Below are 15,676 nucleotides of genomic sequence, written 5' to 3'. Positions count from 1 at the left end.
ACACTAGCTAATGAAGGCCCATTGAATACAGAAACCACCACTACAAAACAAAAGTGCCATGATATAGTAGTAACTATATCATGGTTTTTTAATGGAAGCTTATGATCTTACAAGATATTAAATTAATAGCAGAATATGACAAAGCAATGGATTTTTACAACAAAGATAATATTCAGTTATCCATTGAATTATTTGAGCAATTAGCAAATAAAGGCGTTCCAGAAGCTTGTGAAATGCTTAGCTTTATTTATAGAGTAGATGAACCTTTCAAGGATAGTTTGCAATCATCCCAATGGAATGATAAGTATCTATTTTTTTTAAAGAAATATTCCGATGATGGTAATTTGGAAGCTACATTGGAGTTAGGGCGAGCATATCAGTATGGTTCATGTATAGGAATTAATAATAAAAAGGCGGTTGCTCTAATTACTAAAGCGGCTGAGGGCGGGCTTGATGAAGCTCAATTTCATTTACAAGGGCTATATAGATATGGTTGGGCAGGTTTAGCAAAAGATTATGAGAAAGTGTCATATTGGCTAGATAAAGCAGCTGCACAAGAACATTTAGAAGCGTTATATCAGAAAGGATTGGATTTATTAGTATTAGATAGTAATCGTTCTAAAGGAATAAACTATATAAAAAGATCTGCTGACTTAGGCTTTTGGGTAGCTATAGAGTATTTAGAAAATTTAACAAATAAAGAATAAAAGAGGTATTTTTAATACTTGTATAAAAAGATCATTATCATAAAGAAAATTATTAAAAAGATTTATTAAGAGTTAATTATGAAATATAAAAAAATAGCGGTGATAGTTTTGATATTTTTAATAATATTTTTAGTCTTTATGATTTACTACTATCAAATGAGTAAAGGAATTATGAAAGAAGCTTTTAATGAAACTAATAGATTTAAAAAACAAGTAGAGGAGTTTTATAAAGATAATGGGTATTGCCCTGAGGAGGAGGGAGAACATGTTAATAAATTTTTATCAGTAATCAATTTAAAAAAAGGAATTGATGAAAATACTTGTTTAATAGTGGCTAATATAGCTGAGCGATCCCCAACGGTTGGAGGAAAAAAGCTTACTTTAGAGGCAGTTTTTAATGAGGATCGCTCTGTAAAATATTGGAAATGTTCTACAGATGTATGGTACGAGTCTATTATAAATGCATGCCATTAAGTTTAGATAAGATTCTTTTAAAAATTCAAAAATAAATTTTACGTTAAGAGATTAATAGATTTGTTAATCTCTTAATTTTTAAGTAAGCATTATAATTTGAATTAAACGTTGTTTCGCTTATTATAATCTTGCATTTATTTCCCATTATGTTAAAAATAACAATGAGATTAATAAAAAAGGTAACAAGTAGCTATGAAGATTGGACGACGTGTTAGACGTTCGAGGCTTTTAATTACATCAGGGATTCGATTGGTTATTGTTTGTTTAGTGCTTATTGTTGTCGCATTAACTTTTAAAATGGTATGGTTAATGGAAACAGTAGCTATTGTGGCTATTTTGGTAGCTATTTTTACAGCATTTGAATATTGGTCTGTTAAGCGCTTTAAACCAAGAAAACGTTAATTTATAGCTATTGCCTTATAATTTTATACGTTGTTGAATGCCCTTGTCGTACTAGTTGTACTGTCTTTGTCCATTCGCCTAGTCTAAAATTATATAAAAACAGCTATATATTCCATTCTTTAAAGATACGTTCTTCTGCTACCCGTCTTGATGCTAAACGGTCTGCTTGTCTAGTGGGTTCAGGAAGTTTGTATTTTGTTAAGCAATTAGTTACCCAATTAATCGCAGAATCTAAGCAAATACGGTGGCCTATAGAGATAAAGAGTGGATTAATATTATCTTTTGAGCGCAATACAGCACCAATTGTTTCTCCTTTATCTTCTAGTGGTACCCAGTTTCCTTTATGTTCAGGAACAGTTTGGTATTTTCCACAGAGTCTTTTTTTAGCCACACCAATAGTAGGAATATCTAGCCATAAGCCTAGATGAGAGGCTACGCCTAAACGACGAGGGTGAGCAATGCCTTGTCCATCTACCATAATTAAGTCTGGTTGTTGTTTAAGTTGCTGAAAGGCGGCAATAGCTGCTGGCACTTCTCTAAAAGATAATAACCCTGGGATATAGGGCATTCTTGTTACTTCACGATGGAGTGCATAGTCCACTACTTTAAGTGAGGGATATTCTAATACGACAATAACTGCACGGGTTAAGGTGGTGTCATTTTGTTGTTCAAAACCTATATCTACGCCTGCAATATAGTTAATAGTAGCAGGGAGTTGGTCTGTTCTTTCCACTTGCGATGCTAGTTGTTTTTGTATAGTAATTGCTTCTTGAGGGTTTTGTGTCCATTGATGCAATATCATTGTTACCTCTGTTTATTTTAACTAATTTAAACCTTTAATAAAACGTGTTAATGCTGCCTCACCACTTACTAGAAGGATACCTAGTAAAATAAGAATTGCGCCTATAATAAAGTTAATTGTAAGCTTTTCGCCTAGTATTAATACACCAAAAGTTACACCAAACATAGGGGTCATAAAAGAAAATACGGCTAAATTATTGGCTAAATATTGGCGTAGTAACCAGAACCATACTAAGTAGCTGACAAAAGAAACAATAACACCTTGGAACAGTAAACTACTCACAGACATAGGTGTTAAGTTAAACGTAGCAAATTGTCCTGTTACTAATGCAATCAGTAGTAGTGAAATAAAAGCAATAAATAGTTGATAAAATAAAGTTAGACTGGCTGGTGCTTCAGAGAGTTTAGTTGATCGTACTACTACCGTAGTTGCTCCCCATGCAATACCTGCAAGTAATCCAAATAAGTCACCTAGTAATATCGTGGTATTCATTTCACTAAAGGAAATGCTACCACCAAAAGCCACTAGTACCCCAATAAAGCAGACAGTAATACCAAGCCATTGCAAAGGCTTTAAGCGTTCGCTGGCAACAAAAAAGTTTAATCCTAAGGCAGAAAAAATGGGAGCTGTATAAAGAAATACGGCCATGTGTGAGGCAGAGGTATATTGTAAACCAAGTGCAATAAATAAAAATTCACTAGCAAATAGTAATCCCACCACCATACCTGCTTTAGAAGTACCTTGCCATGAAGGCTGCCAACCTCCTTTAATAACTAATACAATAGCTACTAAAAAAGCAGCAATACCTGAGCGTAGACTGGCTTGTACAATGGTAGCAATATCTCCCACCACTAGTTTAATAGCGATTTGTTGTAATCCCCAAGTAACACAAAGTATAAGCATTACTTGAAACATAAAAAAATCAGCAGATTTACGCATAACACGCTCTAATGTTTATTTTAAAAAGTGGGAATACTAAAGAAGTCAGCTATAAGTTATCTATTGTAGTTGGCTGTTAGTATTTGGTTTTACAAAGGATTATTATGATAACTCTGTTTTATAGTAAAGACGATAGTAACTATTAGCTTCTTAAGTAAATAGTCATGATTCTTTTAGGATGCTTTGTTTATGGGAAACTATTTGTATTAATTACCGTCTTAGCTTTGTGTTATTTTGATTATTAGTTATCTTTGTAGGATAGAAATGAATACTCATACTAGAAAACCATTACCTGATCTTTTTTTAAATGCATTAAAGCTTTCCTTAGGTGATCAAGTATCCACTGCATTAGCCGTAAGAGAACATCATGGGCGTGATGAGTCAATGTATGATATTTGTCCTCCAGATGCGGTGGTGTTTGCACGTTCTACAGAAGATGTAGTGACGGTAGTTAAGTTATGTAATGAGTATGAAGTGCCTGTTATTCCTTTTGGTGTCGGCTCTTCCATTGAAGGGCATGTATTGCCTTTTTCAGGTGGAGTAACCATTGATTTCTCTGAAATGAATCAGGTTGTTGCCATTAATCCAGAGGATTTAACCGCTACTGTGCAAGCTGGCGTAACTCGTAAACAATTAAATCAAGAAATTCGTCATACAGGTTTGTTCTTCCCCATTGATCCTGGTGCAGATGCCTCTATTGGTGGTATGGCTGCTACTCGTGCTTCAGGTACCAATGCTGTGCGTTATGGAACAATGCGGGATAATGTACTTTCTTTAACAGTAGTTACTGCGGAAGGTAAAGTAATACGTACTGCTAGTCGTGCTAAAAAGTCTGCTGCAGGTTATGATTTAACAGCTATTTTTGTGGGGAGTGAGGGAACTCTAGGTATTATTACTGAGGTGACTGTTAAGTTACATGTTCAACCAGAGGGAATCTCTGCTGCTATTTGTAGTTTCCCTACTGTACAAGACGCTGTGCAGTGTGTCATTAGTACTATTCAAATGGGTATCCCAATTGCCCGCGTGGAAATTATGGATACTGCGGCTGTTAATGCAGTTAATCAATATAGCCAACTTTCTTTGAAAGAATCCCCTGTATTGTTGTTTGAATTTCATGGTACGCCTGCAAGTGTTGAAGAGCAAGCCACTATGGTGCAAGAGATAGCTAAAGAAAGTGGTGGTCTAGATTTTAGTTGGGCAACACAAACGGAAGACCGTAGTAAGTTATGGACTGCTAGACATAATGCGTTTTTTGCTTCTATGCAATTAAAACCTGGTTGTCGTGGTGTAAGTACAGATGTCTGTGTACCTATTTCTAGGCTAGCAGAGAGTATTGATATAACTATTCAGGAGTTAGCTAAGTCAACCATTCCTTACACTATTGTAGGACATGTGGGGGATGGTAATTATCATGTTATTTTATTGATTGATCGGCATAATTCAGAGGAGGTTGCGGAGATGGAGCGTATTAATCACGGCATAGTGCAACGTGCTATTGAAATGGACGGAACTTGTACGGGGGAGCATGGTGTAGGTGTACATAAAATGTCTTTCTTAGTGGAAGAACATGGTGAAGATGCTTTGGATATGATGCGTGCTTTAAAGCGTGCTTTTGACCCAAAAAATATCTTAAATCCTGGGAAAATAGTACATTTAAAAAATACATGATGCTTGTTAGCGATTAGTGTAAAAACCCATCTACTCTTTATATTTAACCATGTTATGATAGCTCAATAATTTTCTGCACCTACTTGATGCATTATATTGTTTATAAGTATTATTTTGGTGCGTTGTTTAGTTCTTTTATTAATAGATAGAGTTATGCAATTATCTAAGTAAGCGATTCTCTATTAATAATTAAGGATGGCATATAATTTGCTATTTACTAGTAAAGGTTTCTAAACTAACAGTTTACTTGGTGTTGATTTGCTGGGACTGCCTAAATAATCCAGCTATATTTCTTGGAGAATAACATGTCAAAAGCGGTACAACTAATTAAAGAACATAATGTAAAGTGGGTTGATTTGCGTTTTACAGATACTAAGGGCAAGCAACAGCACGTTACTATTCCAGCTCATGTTGTTGATGAAGACTTTTTTGAGTCTGGACAAATGTTTGATGGTTCATCTATTGCAGGTTGGAAAGGAATTGAAGCTTCTGACATGATTTTAATGCCAGATGATAGCTCAGCTGTGATCGATCCATTTACTACTGATCCTACCTTAATTCTAGTTTGCGATATTATTGAACCTTCTACCATGCAAGGTTATGATCGTGATCCTCGTGGTATCGCAAGACGTGCAGAAGAATATTTAAAATCAACTGGGATTGGTGATACAGTTTTTGTTGGTCCAGAGCCAGAATTCTTTATTTTTGATGAAGTAAAATATAAATCAGATATTTCTGGTTCAATGTTTAAAATTTATTCTGAACAAGCTTCTTGGAATACAGATGCTGATTTTGAAGATGGTAACAGAGGCCACCGTCCAGGTGTAAAAGGTGGTTACTTCCCAGTACCTCCTGTTGATCATGACCATGAAATCCGTACAGCAATGTGTAATGCATTGGAAGAAATGGGTTTAGAAGTTGAAGTTCATCACCATGAAGTGGCTACAGCAGGTCAAAATGAAATTGGTGTTAAATTCAACACACTAGTGACTAAAGCAGATGAAGTACAAACTTTAAAATATGTAATCCATAATGTAGCAGATATTTATGGTAAAACAGCTACCTTCATGCCTAAACCTTTGTATGGTGATAATGGTTCAGGTATGCATGTGCATATGTCTATTGCAAAAGATGGTAAAAATACCTTTGCTGGTGATGGTTATGCAGGCCTTTCTGAAACAGCTTTATACTTTATTGGCGGTATCATCAAACATGGTAAAGCATTAAATGGTTTTACTAACCCATCTACTAACTCTTATAAGCGTTTAGTTCCTGGTTTTGAAGCACCTGTAATGCTCGCTTATTCGGCACGTAACCGTTCAGCTTCTATTCGTATTCCTTATGTGAATAATCCAAGAGGCCGTCGTATTGAGGCGCGTTTCCCAGATCCAGCAGCTAACCCCTATTTAGCTTTTGCAGCATTATTAATGGCTGGTTTAGATGGTATTCAAAATAAAATCCATCCTGGTGATGCAGCAGATAAAAACTTATATGATTTACCACCAGAAGAGTCAAAAGCAATTCCACAAGTGTGTGGTAGCTTAAAAGAAGCATTAGAAGCATTAGATGCTGATCGTGCGTTCTTAACAAAGGGTGGTGTATTCAGTGATGAATTTATTGACGCATTTATTGAACTAAAATCTGCTGAAGAAATCAAAGTAAGGACATTCGTACATCCATTAGAGTACGATTTGTACTACAGCGTTTAAGCGTTTAGTAGAAATACAGCATAGTTTTCAGGGACAATAGCTTTAAAAGGCTAAATAAAGTAAAACCTCATAAAGTGATTTATGGGGTTTTCTTTTTTAACCACCTTCAACAATATCATTTAATTTATTCCATGTATAATTAACGCTATAGTATTTTTGATTATTAATAGCGATGACTAAAACAACCTATGCTAAATTAACTTGGGATGAACAAGGGCAGCCTGTTTCAACTGAGTTTGATGATATCTACTTTTCTAAAACATCTGGTCTAGATGAAACCTATTATGTTTTCTTAAAACATAATAATTTATTAGAACGTTTTAGAAATTTAAAAAATAATAACTGTTTTGTTATTGGTGAAACAGGTTTCGGTTCTGGGTTAAATTTTTTATCTGCTTGGCAATTATTTGAAGAAGTAGCTCCTCATCATGCTAGGTTACATTATATTAGTGTTGAAAAATACCCTTTGACTATACAAGACTTAGGGCAAGCACTAAGTTTGTGGGATGATTTGGCTAAATTCAGTAAAGAATTAATTAACCAATATGTCGCTATTCATGAAGGCTACCAGAATTTTATTTTTGCTAATGGTAGAGTAGCGTTAACATTATTAGTCGGTGATGTACATGAACAGTTACCTAAGTTAAATGCTAAAGTGGATGCATGGTTTTTAGATGGTTTCTCGCCTGCAAAAAATCCACAAATGTGGACAGATGATTTATTTAAACAGTTAGCTCGCCTATCAAAAATTAATACTACCTTAGCTACTTTTACTAGTGCAGGCTTTGTGCGTAGAGGCTTGCAGGAAGCTGGTTTTGTTGTTGCAAAAGATAAAGGATTTGCTAATAAACGAGAAATGCTTTACGGACATTTTCAAGGAGTAATAGAATCTAGACCTAATCGTCGTAATATAACACCTCCTTGGTATAGCCGTCTTGCTGAAACAAACTTTGCTAATCGAACTGCTATTGTTATTGGTGCAGGTGTGGCAGGGGCTTCGTCAGCAGCTAGTTTAGCCGCTAGAGGGTGGCAGGTTACAGTATTAGAGCGTAATCATGATATTGCTTTGGAAGGGTCAGGTAACGCGCAGGGGATACTTTATTTAAAATTATCTGCTCATCAAACACTACAGTCACGCTTATTAATAGAGGGTTTTGGTTATACCCGACGTTTACTAGAGTCTCTAACAAATCAAGGAAAATTAACTAAAAATGAAGACTGGCAAGATTGTGGTGTTCTACAATTAGCTTTTGATGATAAAGAACAAAAACGCCAACAACAACTAGCAGAAGCTTTTTCATCTTCATTGTTATATCCAGTTGATCAACAACAAGCAAATCAGTTAGCAGGCCTAACTGTTAATAATAATGGTTTATTTTTTCCAGAAGGCTGTTGGGTTAAACCCCGTAAGTTATGCCAGGCATTATTAGATCACCCAAATATTAAAGTGTTGTGTAATCAAAATGTAGTATCGTTGGATTATCAAGTAACACATTGGAATGTTTTAAGTGGTGAAAATACTTTAGCTACTGCTGATATTGTTGTCTTGGCGGGGGCAGCTGACACTAAGCAATTTATGATGACTAATAAGTTGCCTATTAAAGCTATTCGAGGACAAACCACAGAGTTACCTGTAACTGATAGTAGTCAAGCATTATCAACAATAGTATGCAGTGATGGTTATATTTCTCCAGCGAGAGACAGTAAACATTGTTTAGGTGCTACCTTTAACTTTCATGCAGCAGATTTAGCATTGAGTAACAAAGAGCATCGAGAAAATATCCAAACATTAAAAACAATATCTTTAGATTTGGGTGATCGGTTACAAGTAGATCATTTGGACATAAATAGTTTAGAAGGGCGGGCAGCTTATCGTTGTACAGCGACTGACTATTTACCTCTAGTGGGGCCTATTGCAGATAGAGATACTTTTTTACATGATTATCAGGTTTTAATTAAAGATTCTAAAAAAACACCCAATATACCTTGCCATTGGATAAGAGGATTATTTTTAAATGTAGCACATGGTTCTAGAGGTTTAATAACTGCTCCCTTATGTGGTGAAATGTTAGCGAGTTGGATGGAAAATGAACCTTTTCCAATCGAGCAAGATTTAATGGAAGCATGTCATCCTAATCGATTTTATATAAGAGAACTTAAATATTTTAGACGTAATCAAGAGTGACATTAGGTAATGAATTATTTTCTTCTAATACGATAGGGAATTCTAAAGTTTTTCCATTTTTCCTTTTGTGATTTATTAAGAAATATAGTTATAGGGCTTTTTAAGATTTTGAAGAGTTTGTTAAGAAAATTAATGGTTTTAACTTTTTTATAATAAGCATTATACAAACTCTGATGTTTTTGTTTGATGTAGCTGTAAATATATTGAAAGTCTTTTTTGATTATTATATTGTTTCTTGAGTTAGATCTTATTCTATAAAAAAATAATATCTCATCTATTCGATAAAATTTTTTATTATCAGCAACAAAGTTTAACCAAAACTCCCAATCTTCATAGCCGTTATGACATGCCATGTCATAACCACAATATTTTTGCCAATCAGACTTTTTATAAAGAGCAGAGCAGACTACAACATTTCGTTGTATCATTTCTTCTGGGATAGCTTTTGGAAGTTTAAAAATCCCTGTTTTTGTACCAAAAAATTCTACTTGAGAGTAGACTACATCATAATGATTAGTTTCTATAGTGGTTAACAATTTTTCTAAACAATAAGGATGAATTCTATCATCGGCATCTAAAGGAAAAATATATTCACTTTGAGCAATCTGTATAGCATTATTTCTTGCTGTAACAACGCCTTTATTGGTTTGCTTTATTAGTTTAATGCGAGAGTCTTTATTAGCCCAAATTAGACATTTGTTATAACTATCATCTAATGAGCCATCATCTACAATAATAACTTCAATATCAGTCAAAGATGATGATAAAACACTAGATAAAGTTTCATCCAAATATTGCTCACAATTATAAACAGGTATAATGACTGATATTTTAGGCATGTTGATTAGAGTTTTCTAAATTGATTTTCTGATGAGGCTGATATATTGTTTTTTGATTAGTTAGATAGAACCCTATAGCAATAGGTAACCAAGTCATTAGCCAAATTCCATTCGGCTTATCCCATAAATATATCCCATCAAACTGTAAGGCTATTGAGGAAAAAATAAAAATTCCTAATAGTAATTTACCAATAGGTAGACTGCGATTTTTCCATGCTTGCCAGCCTGTATTAACCCATAAGATTAAATAAAGGATAAGTCCTGGCATACCTAGCCCTATACCTATATGAAGAAATAAATTATGGCTATGAGAGAATACAAGTTGCACTGTAAATGGTATTTGGTAAGGTGTAGCTAATCCTATTCCCATTGGGTTTTCTATAATCATTTGCAATGAGGTTAGTAGAATAGCAGGGCGATAAGAAAAACCTCTTTCAAAGAGTAAGTGGCTTGAAAAAATTAACAATAATATACAGCCAGATAAAATAATAAAAATAAACCACGGTTTTTGTTGTTGTTTTAGCCAAAAAAAACTTAATAGTAAATAGATGACTAAACTACCAATAGCCCCTCTACTACCTGTCCAGATAATAAAAGCTAAAAGTACTAACAGTGCAAAAAAACGAATAATTTGGATAAAAGCGTTTTTATTACAGTTATGAAGATGCAGTATGACAAATGCAATACCCATAGCATAACTGGCAATAATGGGGTTCTCTAGTGTATTGAAAGCAGCCATGCGGTCTGCAATAAGAGGATTGCGCCATGGCCATAGTAACATAGCAATAAGTGCGCAGGCGGCTAGTAGTAAGCTGCTAATAAATAGTGTGTTTTCAAATTTCTTAGGTTGTTTAAGGTTCCATACAACACAACCTAAGATAAAAATTATGATGTAAACGAGTCTTTTTAATTCTCTTATTTTTTGAATTTCTTGTGACCAATTGGTAGTAATAGCTGCCCATACAATGAGAACAATAAAAAACCATAATACGGGAGTCGTTCTAATATTTCTAAGTAATGATTTATGATAAATAATTATTAAACAAATGGCGGGTAGATAAAGAAAAATGTTCAATAATTGTGAATAAAGTTTATAAGGGAGTATAGCTAAACCAACAATAAGCATGATAACGCCATATTGGAATAAATTATTTATAAAAAATAATTCTCGAGAGTTATTCATAAATAGACTGTTCCATTTTTTTGATAAAACGTTCCCTAAGGATGAACAAATAGAAGTTATCCTTGTGGAGTAAAATTGTTTAAACAGGCTTTATGTAATGATGGTTATGACTATATGGAACCATTATAAAGCAACATATTGCCCTCTCTAAAAGTAGTGAAAAATTAAAAAATACTACTGATTTGAGGAGTTCTTGGTTTTCATATTTTCTAGAATTAGTAATCGCATGTATGTGCCTCCCTTTAATCCTTTACCTTTTGCTTCGTTGTCAAACCGAAGAGCATCATCTAAAGACAAGCGTACTAAATATTCTTTATAGGGGCGCTTTGCTTGTTTCAATTGAGTCGACATGACATAATTTCCTTAAGTATTGTTAGGTTTCGTTATGTTGTAAATTATCCACTTTCAATAGAGTTTATTATTCATTTGAATAACAATCAAGGTAAATATATTCCTTATGAGTGTAGGGGAACGGTTAAAAGAAGAAAGATTACGTTTGAATCTTTCACAAGAAGAGTTTGGTCAATTGGGTGGGGTGGCTAAGATAGCTCAATTCAATTATGAGAAAAATAAGCGAAAACCAGACATAGATTATTTAGAAAAAATTTATCAAAATGGTGTTGATATTTTATATATCGTTACTGGTAGAAGAGATGAGTTTTCTAAAGATGAAATTGAGTTAATTGGTTTATTTAGGCAAGCTCTCTTAAAGAAAAAAATAATTATCCTAAATCTTTTAACAGAGAGTAGTGATTAATCTTTTAGTAGGTTTTTGTTTAAATTATGAAGATCATACTAATAAATAATAGTTACTATACTAAAAATTAATAATAGATATGGAAATTATTAGAAATTTTGTTGTCTATTTAGATGTCTCACTGATTGTAGACAAAATTTTATTCTTTTTAGTACAGGGATTTTAAACAATGGTTACTGGCGTATGTTGCTATCCTTACTTAACTTTATGAGTAGATTGTACTAAAATAACAAAGATCAGGTTCTTTTGTATCATAGAAGCTGTTTTCAAAGCGTCACGAGTATTATCTTGGAACCCCTCTTTATTCCACGTAAAACTTTGAAAACAGCTTCCTATAAAGGGTCTTAATGGGAAAGCTGGAAATCCTAATCATAAATTATCCAGCCTAAGAATCACAAAGAGGGTAATACCGTGCTTGAAGCTTATCGTAAACATGTAGCCGAACGTGCTGCAATGGGAGTTGTTCCTCAACCGTTAACTGCTGACCAAACAGCCCAGCTAGTAGAATTATTAAAAAATCCGCCAAAGGGTGAGGAAGCATTTTTAGTAGATTTAATTAGTAATCGTGTTCCACCTGGGGTGGATGAAGCCGCTTATGTAAAAGCTGGCTTTTTATCAGCTATTGCTAAAGGTGAAACCAGTTCACCATTAATTAATAAACAATTAGCAGTTAAATTATTAGGTTCAATGCAAGGTGGTTATAATATTAACACTTTGGTTGGGCTATTAGATAATAGCGAGTTAGCTAGCCTAGCAGCGGATGAGTTAAAGCATACGCTATTAATGTTTGATGCATTCCATGATGTGGCTGAGAAAGCTAAAGCAGGCAATGCTAACGCTAAAGCGGTATTAGAGTCTTGGGCTAATGCTGAGTGGTTTACTTCACGTAAAGCACTACCAGAAAAAGTAACTATTGCTGTATTTAAAGTACCTGGTGAAACCAATACAGATGACCTTTCACCTGCACCTGATGCATGGTCTCGCCCAGATATCCCTTTACATGCTTTAGCTATGTTAAAAATGGCACGTGATGGTATTGAACCAGTTCAACCAGGCAGCGTAGGACCTTTAAAACAAATCGAAGAAGTTAAAGCTAAAGGTTATCCTGTTGCTTATGTCGGTGACGTGGTAGGCACAGGTTCTTCTCGTAAATCAGCCACTAACTCAGTGCTTTGGTATTTTGGTGAAGATATCCCTTATGTACCTAACAAGCGTGAAGGTGGTTTCTGCTTTGGTACTAAGATTGCTCCTATTTTCTATAACACAATGGAAGATGCTGGCGCGTTACCTATTGAGTTTGATGTATCTAACCTTAATATGGGCGACTTAATCGATCTTTATCCTTATGAGGGTAAAGTAACTAAGCATGATAGTGATGAAGTAATAACAACTTTTGAGCTTAAAACACCTGTGTTGTTAGATGAAGTTCGTGCTGGTGGTCGTATTCCTTTAATTATTGGTCGTGGTTTAACTGATAAAGCGCGTACCGAGCTAGGTTTAGGTCATTCAGATGTATTTAAGAAACCAGAAGTACCAGCTGACTCTGGTAAAGGTTTCTCTTTAGCACAGAAGATTGTTGGTCGTGCATGTGGTGTAGCAGGTATCCGTCCAGGTACTTACTGTGAACCAAAAATGACAAGTGTAGGCTCGCAAGATACTACAGGACCTATGACTCGTGATGAGTTAAAAGATTTAGCCTGTTTAGGTTTCTCTGCTGATTTAGTAATGCAGTCTTTCTGTCATACAGCTGCTTATCCAAAACCAATTGATGTAACTACGCAACATACCTTACCTGACTTTATTCGTAATCGTGGTGGTGTTTCTTTACGTCCTGGCGATGGTATTATTCATAGCTGGTTAAACCGTATGGTATTGCCAGATACTGTAGGTACCGGTGGCGACTCGCATACGCGTTTCCCAATGGGTATTTCTTTCCCAGCGGGTTCTGGTCTAGTTGCTTTCGCAGCTGCTACTGGTGTTATGCCATTGGATATGCCTGAGTCGGTGTTAGTGCGCTTTAAAGGCAAAATGCAACCAGGCATCACATTACGTGACTTAGTACATGCAATTCCTTACTATGCAATTCAACAAGGTTTATTAACTGTTGAGAAGAAAGGTAAGAAAAATATTTTCTCTGGTCGTATCTTAGAAATTGAAGGTTTAGACCACTTAACAGTTGAGCAAGCATTTGAGCTTTCTGATGCTTCTGCTGAACGTTCTGCGGCTGGTTGTACTATTAAACTTCCAGAATCAGCGATTGCTGAATACCTAAAATCTAACATCACTTTATTGCGTTGGATGATTGATCAAGGTTATGGCGATGCGCGTACTATTGAACGTCGTGCTAAGAAAATGGAAGAGTGGTTAGCTAATCCAGAATTGTTAGAAGCCGATAAAGATGCTGAATATGCAGCAGTGATTGAAATTGATCTAGCTGATGTAAAAGAGCCTATTCTTTGTGCTCCTAATGATCCAGATGATGCTCGTTTATTATCAACAGTAGCTGGTGATAAAGTGGATGAAGTATTTATTGGTTCATGTATGACTAATATTGGTCATTTCCGTGCCGCTGGTAAGTTACTTGAAAAAGTTAAGCATATTCCTACTCGTTTATGGATTGTGCCACCAACTAGAATGGATCAATATCAGTTGATTGAAGAAGGTTACTACAGTATCTTTGGTCGTGTAGGTGCTCGTACAGAAGTTCCTGGTTGTTCATTATGTATGGGTAACCAAGCGCGTGTTGAACCTAATAGTACAGTAGTTTCTACTTCAACTCGTAACTTCCCTAACCGTTTAGGCGATGGTGCTAATGTATATTTATCTTCTGCAGAGCTTGCTTCTGTAGCCGCTACTTTAGGTAAATTACCTACAGTACAAGAATATATGCAATATGCAGACACTATTAACACAATGGCTCCAGAGATTTATCGCTATTTAAATTTCGATCAAATGACTAATTATGTTAAAGCGGCCGAAAATGCCAAAATTGATGTAAAAATAGCCTAAATCATAAGCTACAAAAAATGGCGACTTTATAGTCGCCATTTTTATTGTGGGCGTTTAAAAAAGAAAAATAATCGATAACCAAATACATTTACACAAAGACCAATCATTACAGCAATTGAGCCTATAATTTCAAGGGTAGTAAGATGTTCATTTAAGAACCATGCGCTACTACTCATACCTATTATTGGCACTAATAATGAAAAAGGTGCAACAATACTGGCAGCATAACGTGACAGCATTTGTGCCCATAGCCCATAGGCTAATAAAGTAGCAATAAAGCCTAAATAGAGAACGGAAAGTATAGTGGTAAGGTTTATATTTAAAATACTGTCTTTAATCGTTGTAACACCTTCAAATATTATTGAGCAGGCAATTAGGGGAATGACAGAAACAACTCCACCCCAAATAGTTAAGTGCAAGGTATTCACTGGCTGTAATTTCTTGATTAAGATATTGCCTGTTGCCCATGAGAGACCAGCACAAAGAGTTAATAGTAATCCTATAAGTGTTGCATTAGTTCCAGCATCATAACCTATAATAATCAAACCAATAACGGCGATGGCTAAACCTAATAAAGTTTGTGGTCTAATAAATTCCTTTAATATAAAAGCTCCCATAATAATGGTAAAAAAGGCTTGTGATTGCATTACTAAAGAAGCGAGCCCTGCTGGCATACCAAAATAAATAGCAGTGAATAGAAAAGTGAATTGTCCAAAACACATCACCATTCCATAGATGATTAACCAAGAAAATTTAATTTTAGGTAATGGGAAAAATAATGCAGGAATAATCAGGGTAGCAAATCTTAACGCCCCAAAAAGTAGGGGAGGTACAGATAATAACCCCAATTTAGTAGCTACGAAACTAAAACCCCAAGATAAAATAACTATAAAAATTAGCATTAAATGGCGTAGGGGCATTTGTTAAACCTAAACTTGATAAAAATAAGGTGTCTAATTTACTCTTAATTATCCTTTTATAGAAAGCCTCTTTTATATTGTT

Annotated in this window: 14 protein-coding genes; 8 read left to right on the top strand and 6 right to left on the bottom strand. The window is 34.9% G+C overall.

The window, feature by feature from the left end:
* The first annotated feature begins 101 nt into the window (after positions 1 to 101).
* The 3 genes from ACQVD9_RS14540 (at position 102) to ACQVD9_RS14530 (ending at position 1,583) form a co-directional block, all read left to right on the top strand.
* Positions 102 to 707, top strand: coding sequence for a tetratricopeptide repeat protein (locus tag ACQVD9_RS14540; protein WP_264746642.1), 606 nt, complete (start codon positions 102 to 104; stop codon positions 705 to 707).
* Positions 708 to 785: 78 nt separating this feature from the next.
* The gene (locus ACQVD9_RS14535) at positions 786 to 1,181 is read left to right on the top strand and encodes a pilin (RefSeq protein WP_264746641.1); all 396 of its coding nucleotides are present in this window, start codon (positions 786 to 788) and stop codon (positions 1,179 to 1,181) included.
* 192 nt (positions 1,182 to 1,373) lie between these two features.
* Positions 1,374 to 1,583, top strand: a complete 210-nt coding sequence (locus ACQVD9_RS14530) for a hypothetical protein (protein WP_264746640.1) — start codon at positions 1,374 to 1,376, stop codon at positions 1,581 to 1,583.
* A 103-nt stretch (positions 1,584 to 1,686) separates the two neighbouring features.
* On the opposite strand, the gene nfi is transcribed toward ACQVD9_RS14530, so the two are convergent.
* Positions 1,687 to 2,385, bottom strand: a complete 699-nt coding sequence (nfi, locus tag ACQVD9_RS14525) for a deoxyribonuclease V (protein ID WP_264746639.1) — start codon at positions 2,383 to 2,385, stop codon at positions 1,687 to 1,689.
* A 21-nt stretch (positions 2,386 to 2,406) separates the two neighbouring features.
* Positions 2,407 to 3,324: a DMT family transporter gene (locus tag ACQVD9_RS14520; RefSeq protein WP_264746638.1), complete on the bottom strand. Its 918-nt coding sequence runs from the start codon at positions 3,322 to 3,324 to the stop codon at positions 2,407 to 2,409.
* 264 nt (positions 3,325 to 3,588) lie between these two features.
* Here ACQVD9_RS14520 and ACQVD9_RS14515 point away from each other — a divergent pair, with 264 nt between their 5' ends.
* From ACQVD9_RS14515 to mnmC, 3 genes are all read left to right on the top strand, one after another.
* Positions 3,589 to 4,992, top strand: coding sequence for an FAD-binding oxidoreductase (locus ACQVD9_RS14515; protein WP_264746637.1), 1,404 nt, complete (start codon positions 3,589 to 3,591; stop codon positions 4,990 to 4,992).
* 305 nt (positions 4,993 to 5,297) lie between these two features.
* Positions 5,298 to 6,701, top strand: coding sequence for a glutamate--ammonia ligase (glnA, locus tag ACQVD9_RS14510; RefSeq protein ID WP_264746636.1), 1,404 nt, complete (start codon positions 5,298 to 5,300; stop codon positions 6,699 to 6,701).
* Between the two features lie 172 nt (positions 6,702 to 6,873).
* Positions 6,874 to 8,886, top strand: coding sequence for a bifunctional tRNA (5-methylaminomethyl-2-thiouridine)(34)-methyltransferase MnmC2/FAD-dependent 5-carboxymethylaminomethyl-2-thiouridine(34) oxidoreductase MnmC1 (mnmC, locus tag ACQVD9_RS14505; protein WP_264746635.1), 2,013 nt, complete (start codon positions 6,874 to 6,876; stop codon positions 8,884 to 8,886).
* A gap of 14 nt (positions 8,887 to 8,900) precedes the next feature.
* Here mnmC and ACQVD9_RS14500 read toward each other — a convergent pair whose 3' ends face one another.
* The 3 genes from ACQVD9_RS14500 to ACQVD9_RS14490 all read right to left on the bottom strand — a co-directional run bounded on the left by ACQVD9_RS14500 (position 8,901) and on the right by ACQVD9_RS14490 (position 11,259).
* A complete protein-coding gene (locus tag ACQVD9_RS14500) occupies positions 8,901 to 9,725 on the bottom strand; it encodes a glycosyltransferase family 2 protein (RefSeq protein ID WP_264746634.1) in 825 nt (274 codons plus the stop codon).
* Positions 9,718 to 10,908, bottom strand: coding sequence for an O-antigen ligase family protein (locus ACQVD9_RS14495; RefSeq protein ID WP_264746633.1), 1,191 nt, complete (start codon positions 10,906 to 10,908; stop codon positions 9,718 to 9,720). Before ACQVD9_RS14495 ends, ACQVD9_RS14500 begins: the two co-directional genes overlap by 8 nt.
* Before the next feature lie 174 nt (positions 10,909 to 11,082).
* Complete coding sequence (locus ACQVD9_RS14490) at positions 11,083 to 11,259, bottom strand: hypothetical protein (RefSeq protein WP_264746632.1); 177 nt, start codon at positions 11,257 to 11,259, stop codon at positions 11,083 to 11,085.
* A gap of 106 nt (positions 11,260 to 11,365) precedes the next feature.
* Here ACQVD9_RS14490 and ACQVD9_RS14485 point away from each other — a divergent pair, with 106 nt between their 5' ends.
* Positions 11,366 to 11,665, top strand: a complete 300-nt coding sequence (locus tag ACQVD9_RS14485) for a helix-turn-helix domain-containing protein (protein WP_264746631.1) — start codon at positions 11,366 to 11,368, stop codon at positions 11,663 to 11,665.
* Between the two features lie 411 nt (positions 11,666 to 12,076).
* Positions 12,077 to 14,674 carry a bifunctional aconitate hydratase 2/2-methylisocitrate dehydratase gene (acnB, locus tag ACQVD9_RS14480; protein WP_264746630.1) on the top strand — a complete coding sequence of 866 codons (2,598 nt, stop codon included), beginning with the start codon at positions 12,077 to 12,079 and terminating at the stop codon, positions 14,672 to 14,674.
* Positions 14,675 to 14,715: 41 nt separating this feature from the next.
* On the opposite strand, the gene ACQVD9_RS14475 is transcribed toward acnB, so the two are convergent.
* Complete coding sequence (locus tag ACQVD9_RS14475; protein ID WP_264746629.1) at positions 14,716 to 15,594, bottom strand: EamA family transporter; 879 nt, start codon at positions 15,592 to 15,594, stop codon at positions 14,716 to 14,718.
* Positions 15,595 to 15,676 lie beyond the last annotated feature (82 nt).

The organism is Entomomonas sp. E7T21 (genome assembly GCF_058693955.1).
This window is presented reverse-complemented; position numbering and strand designations above follow the sequence as displayed.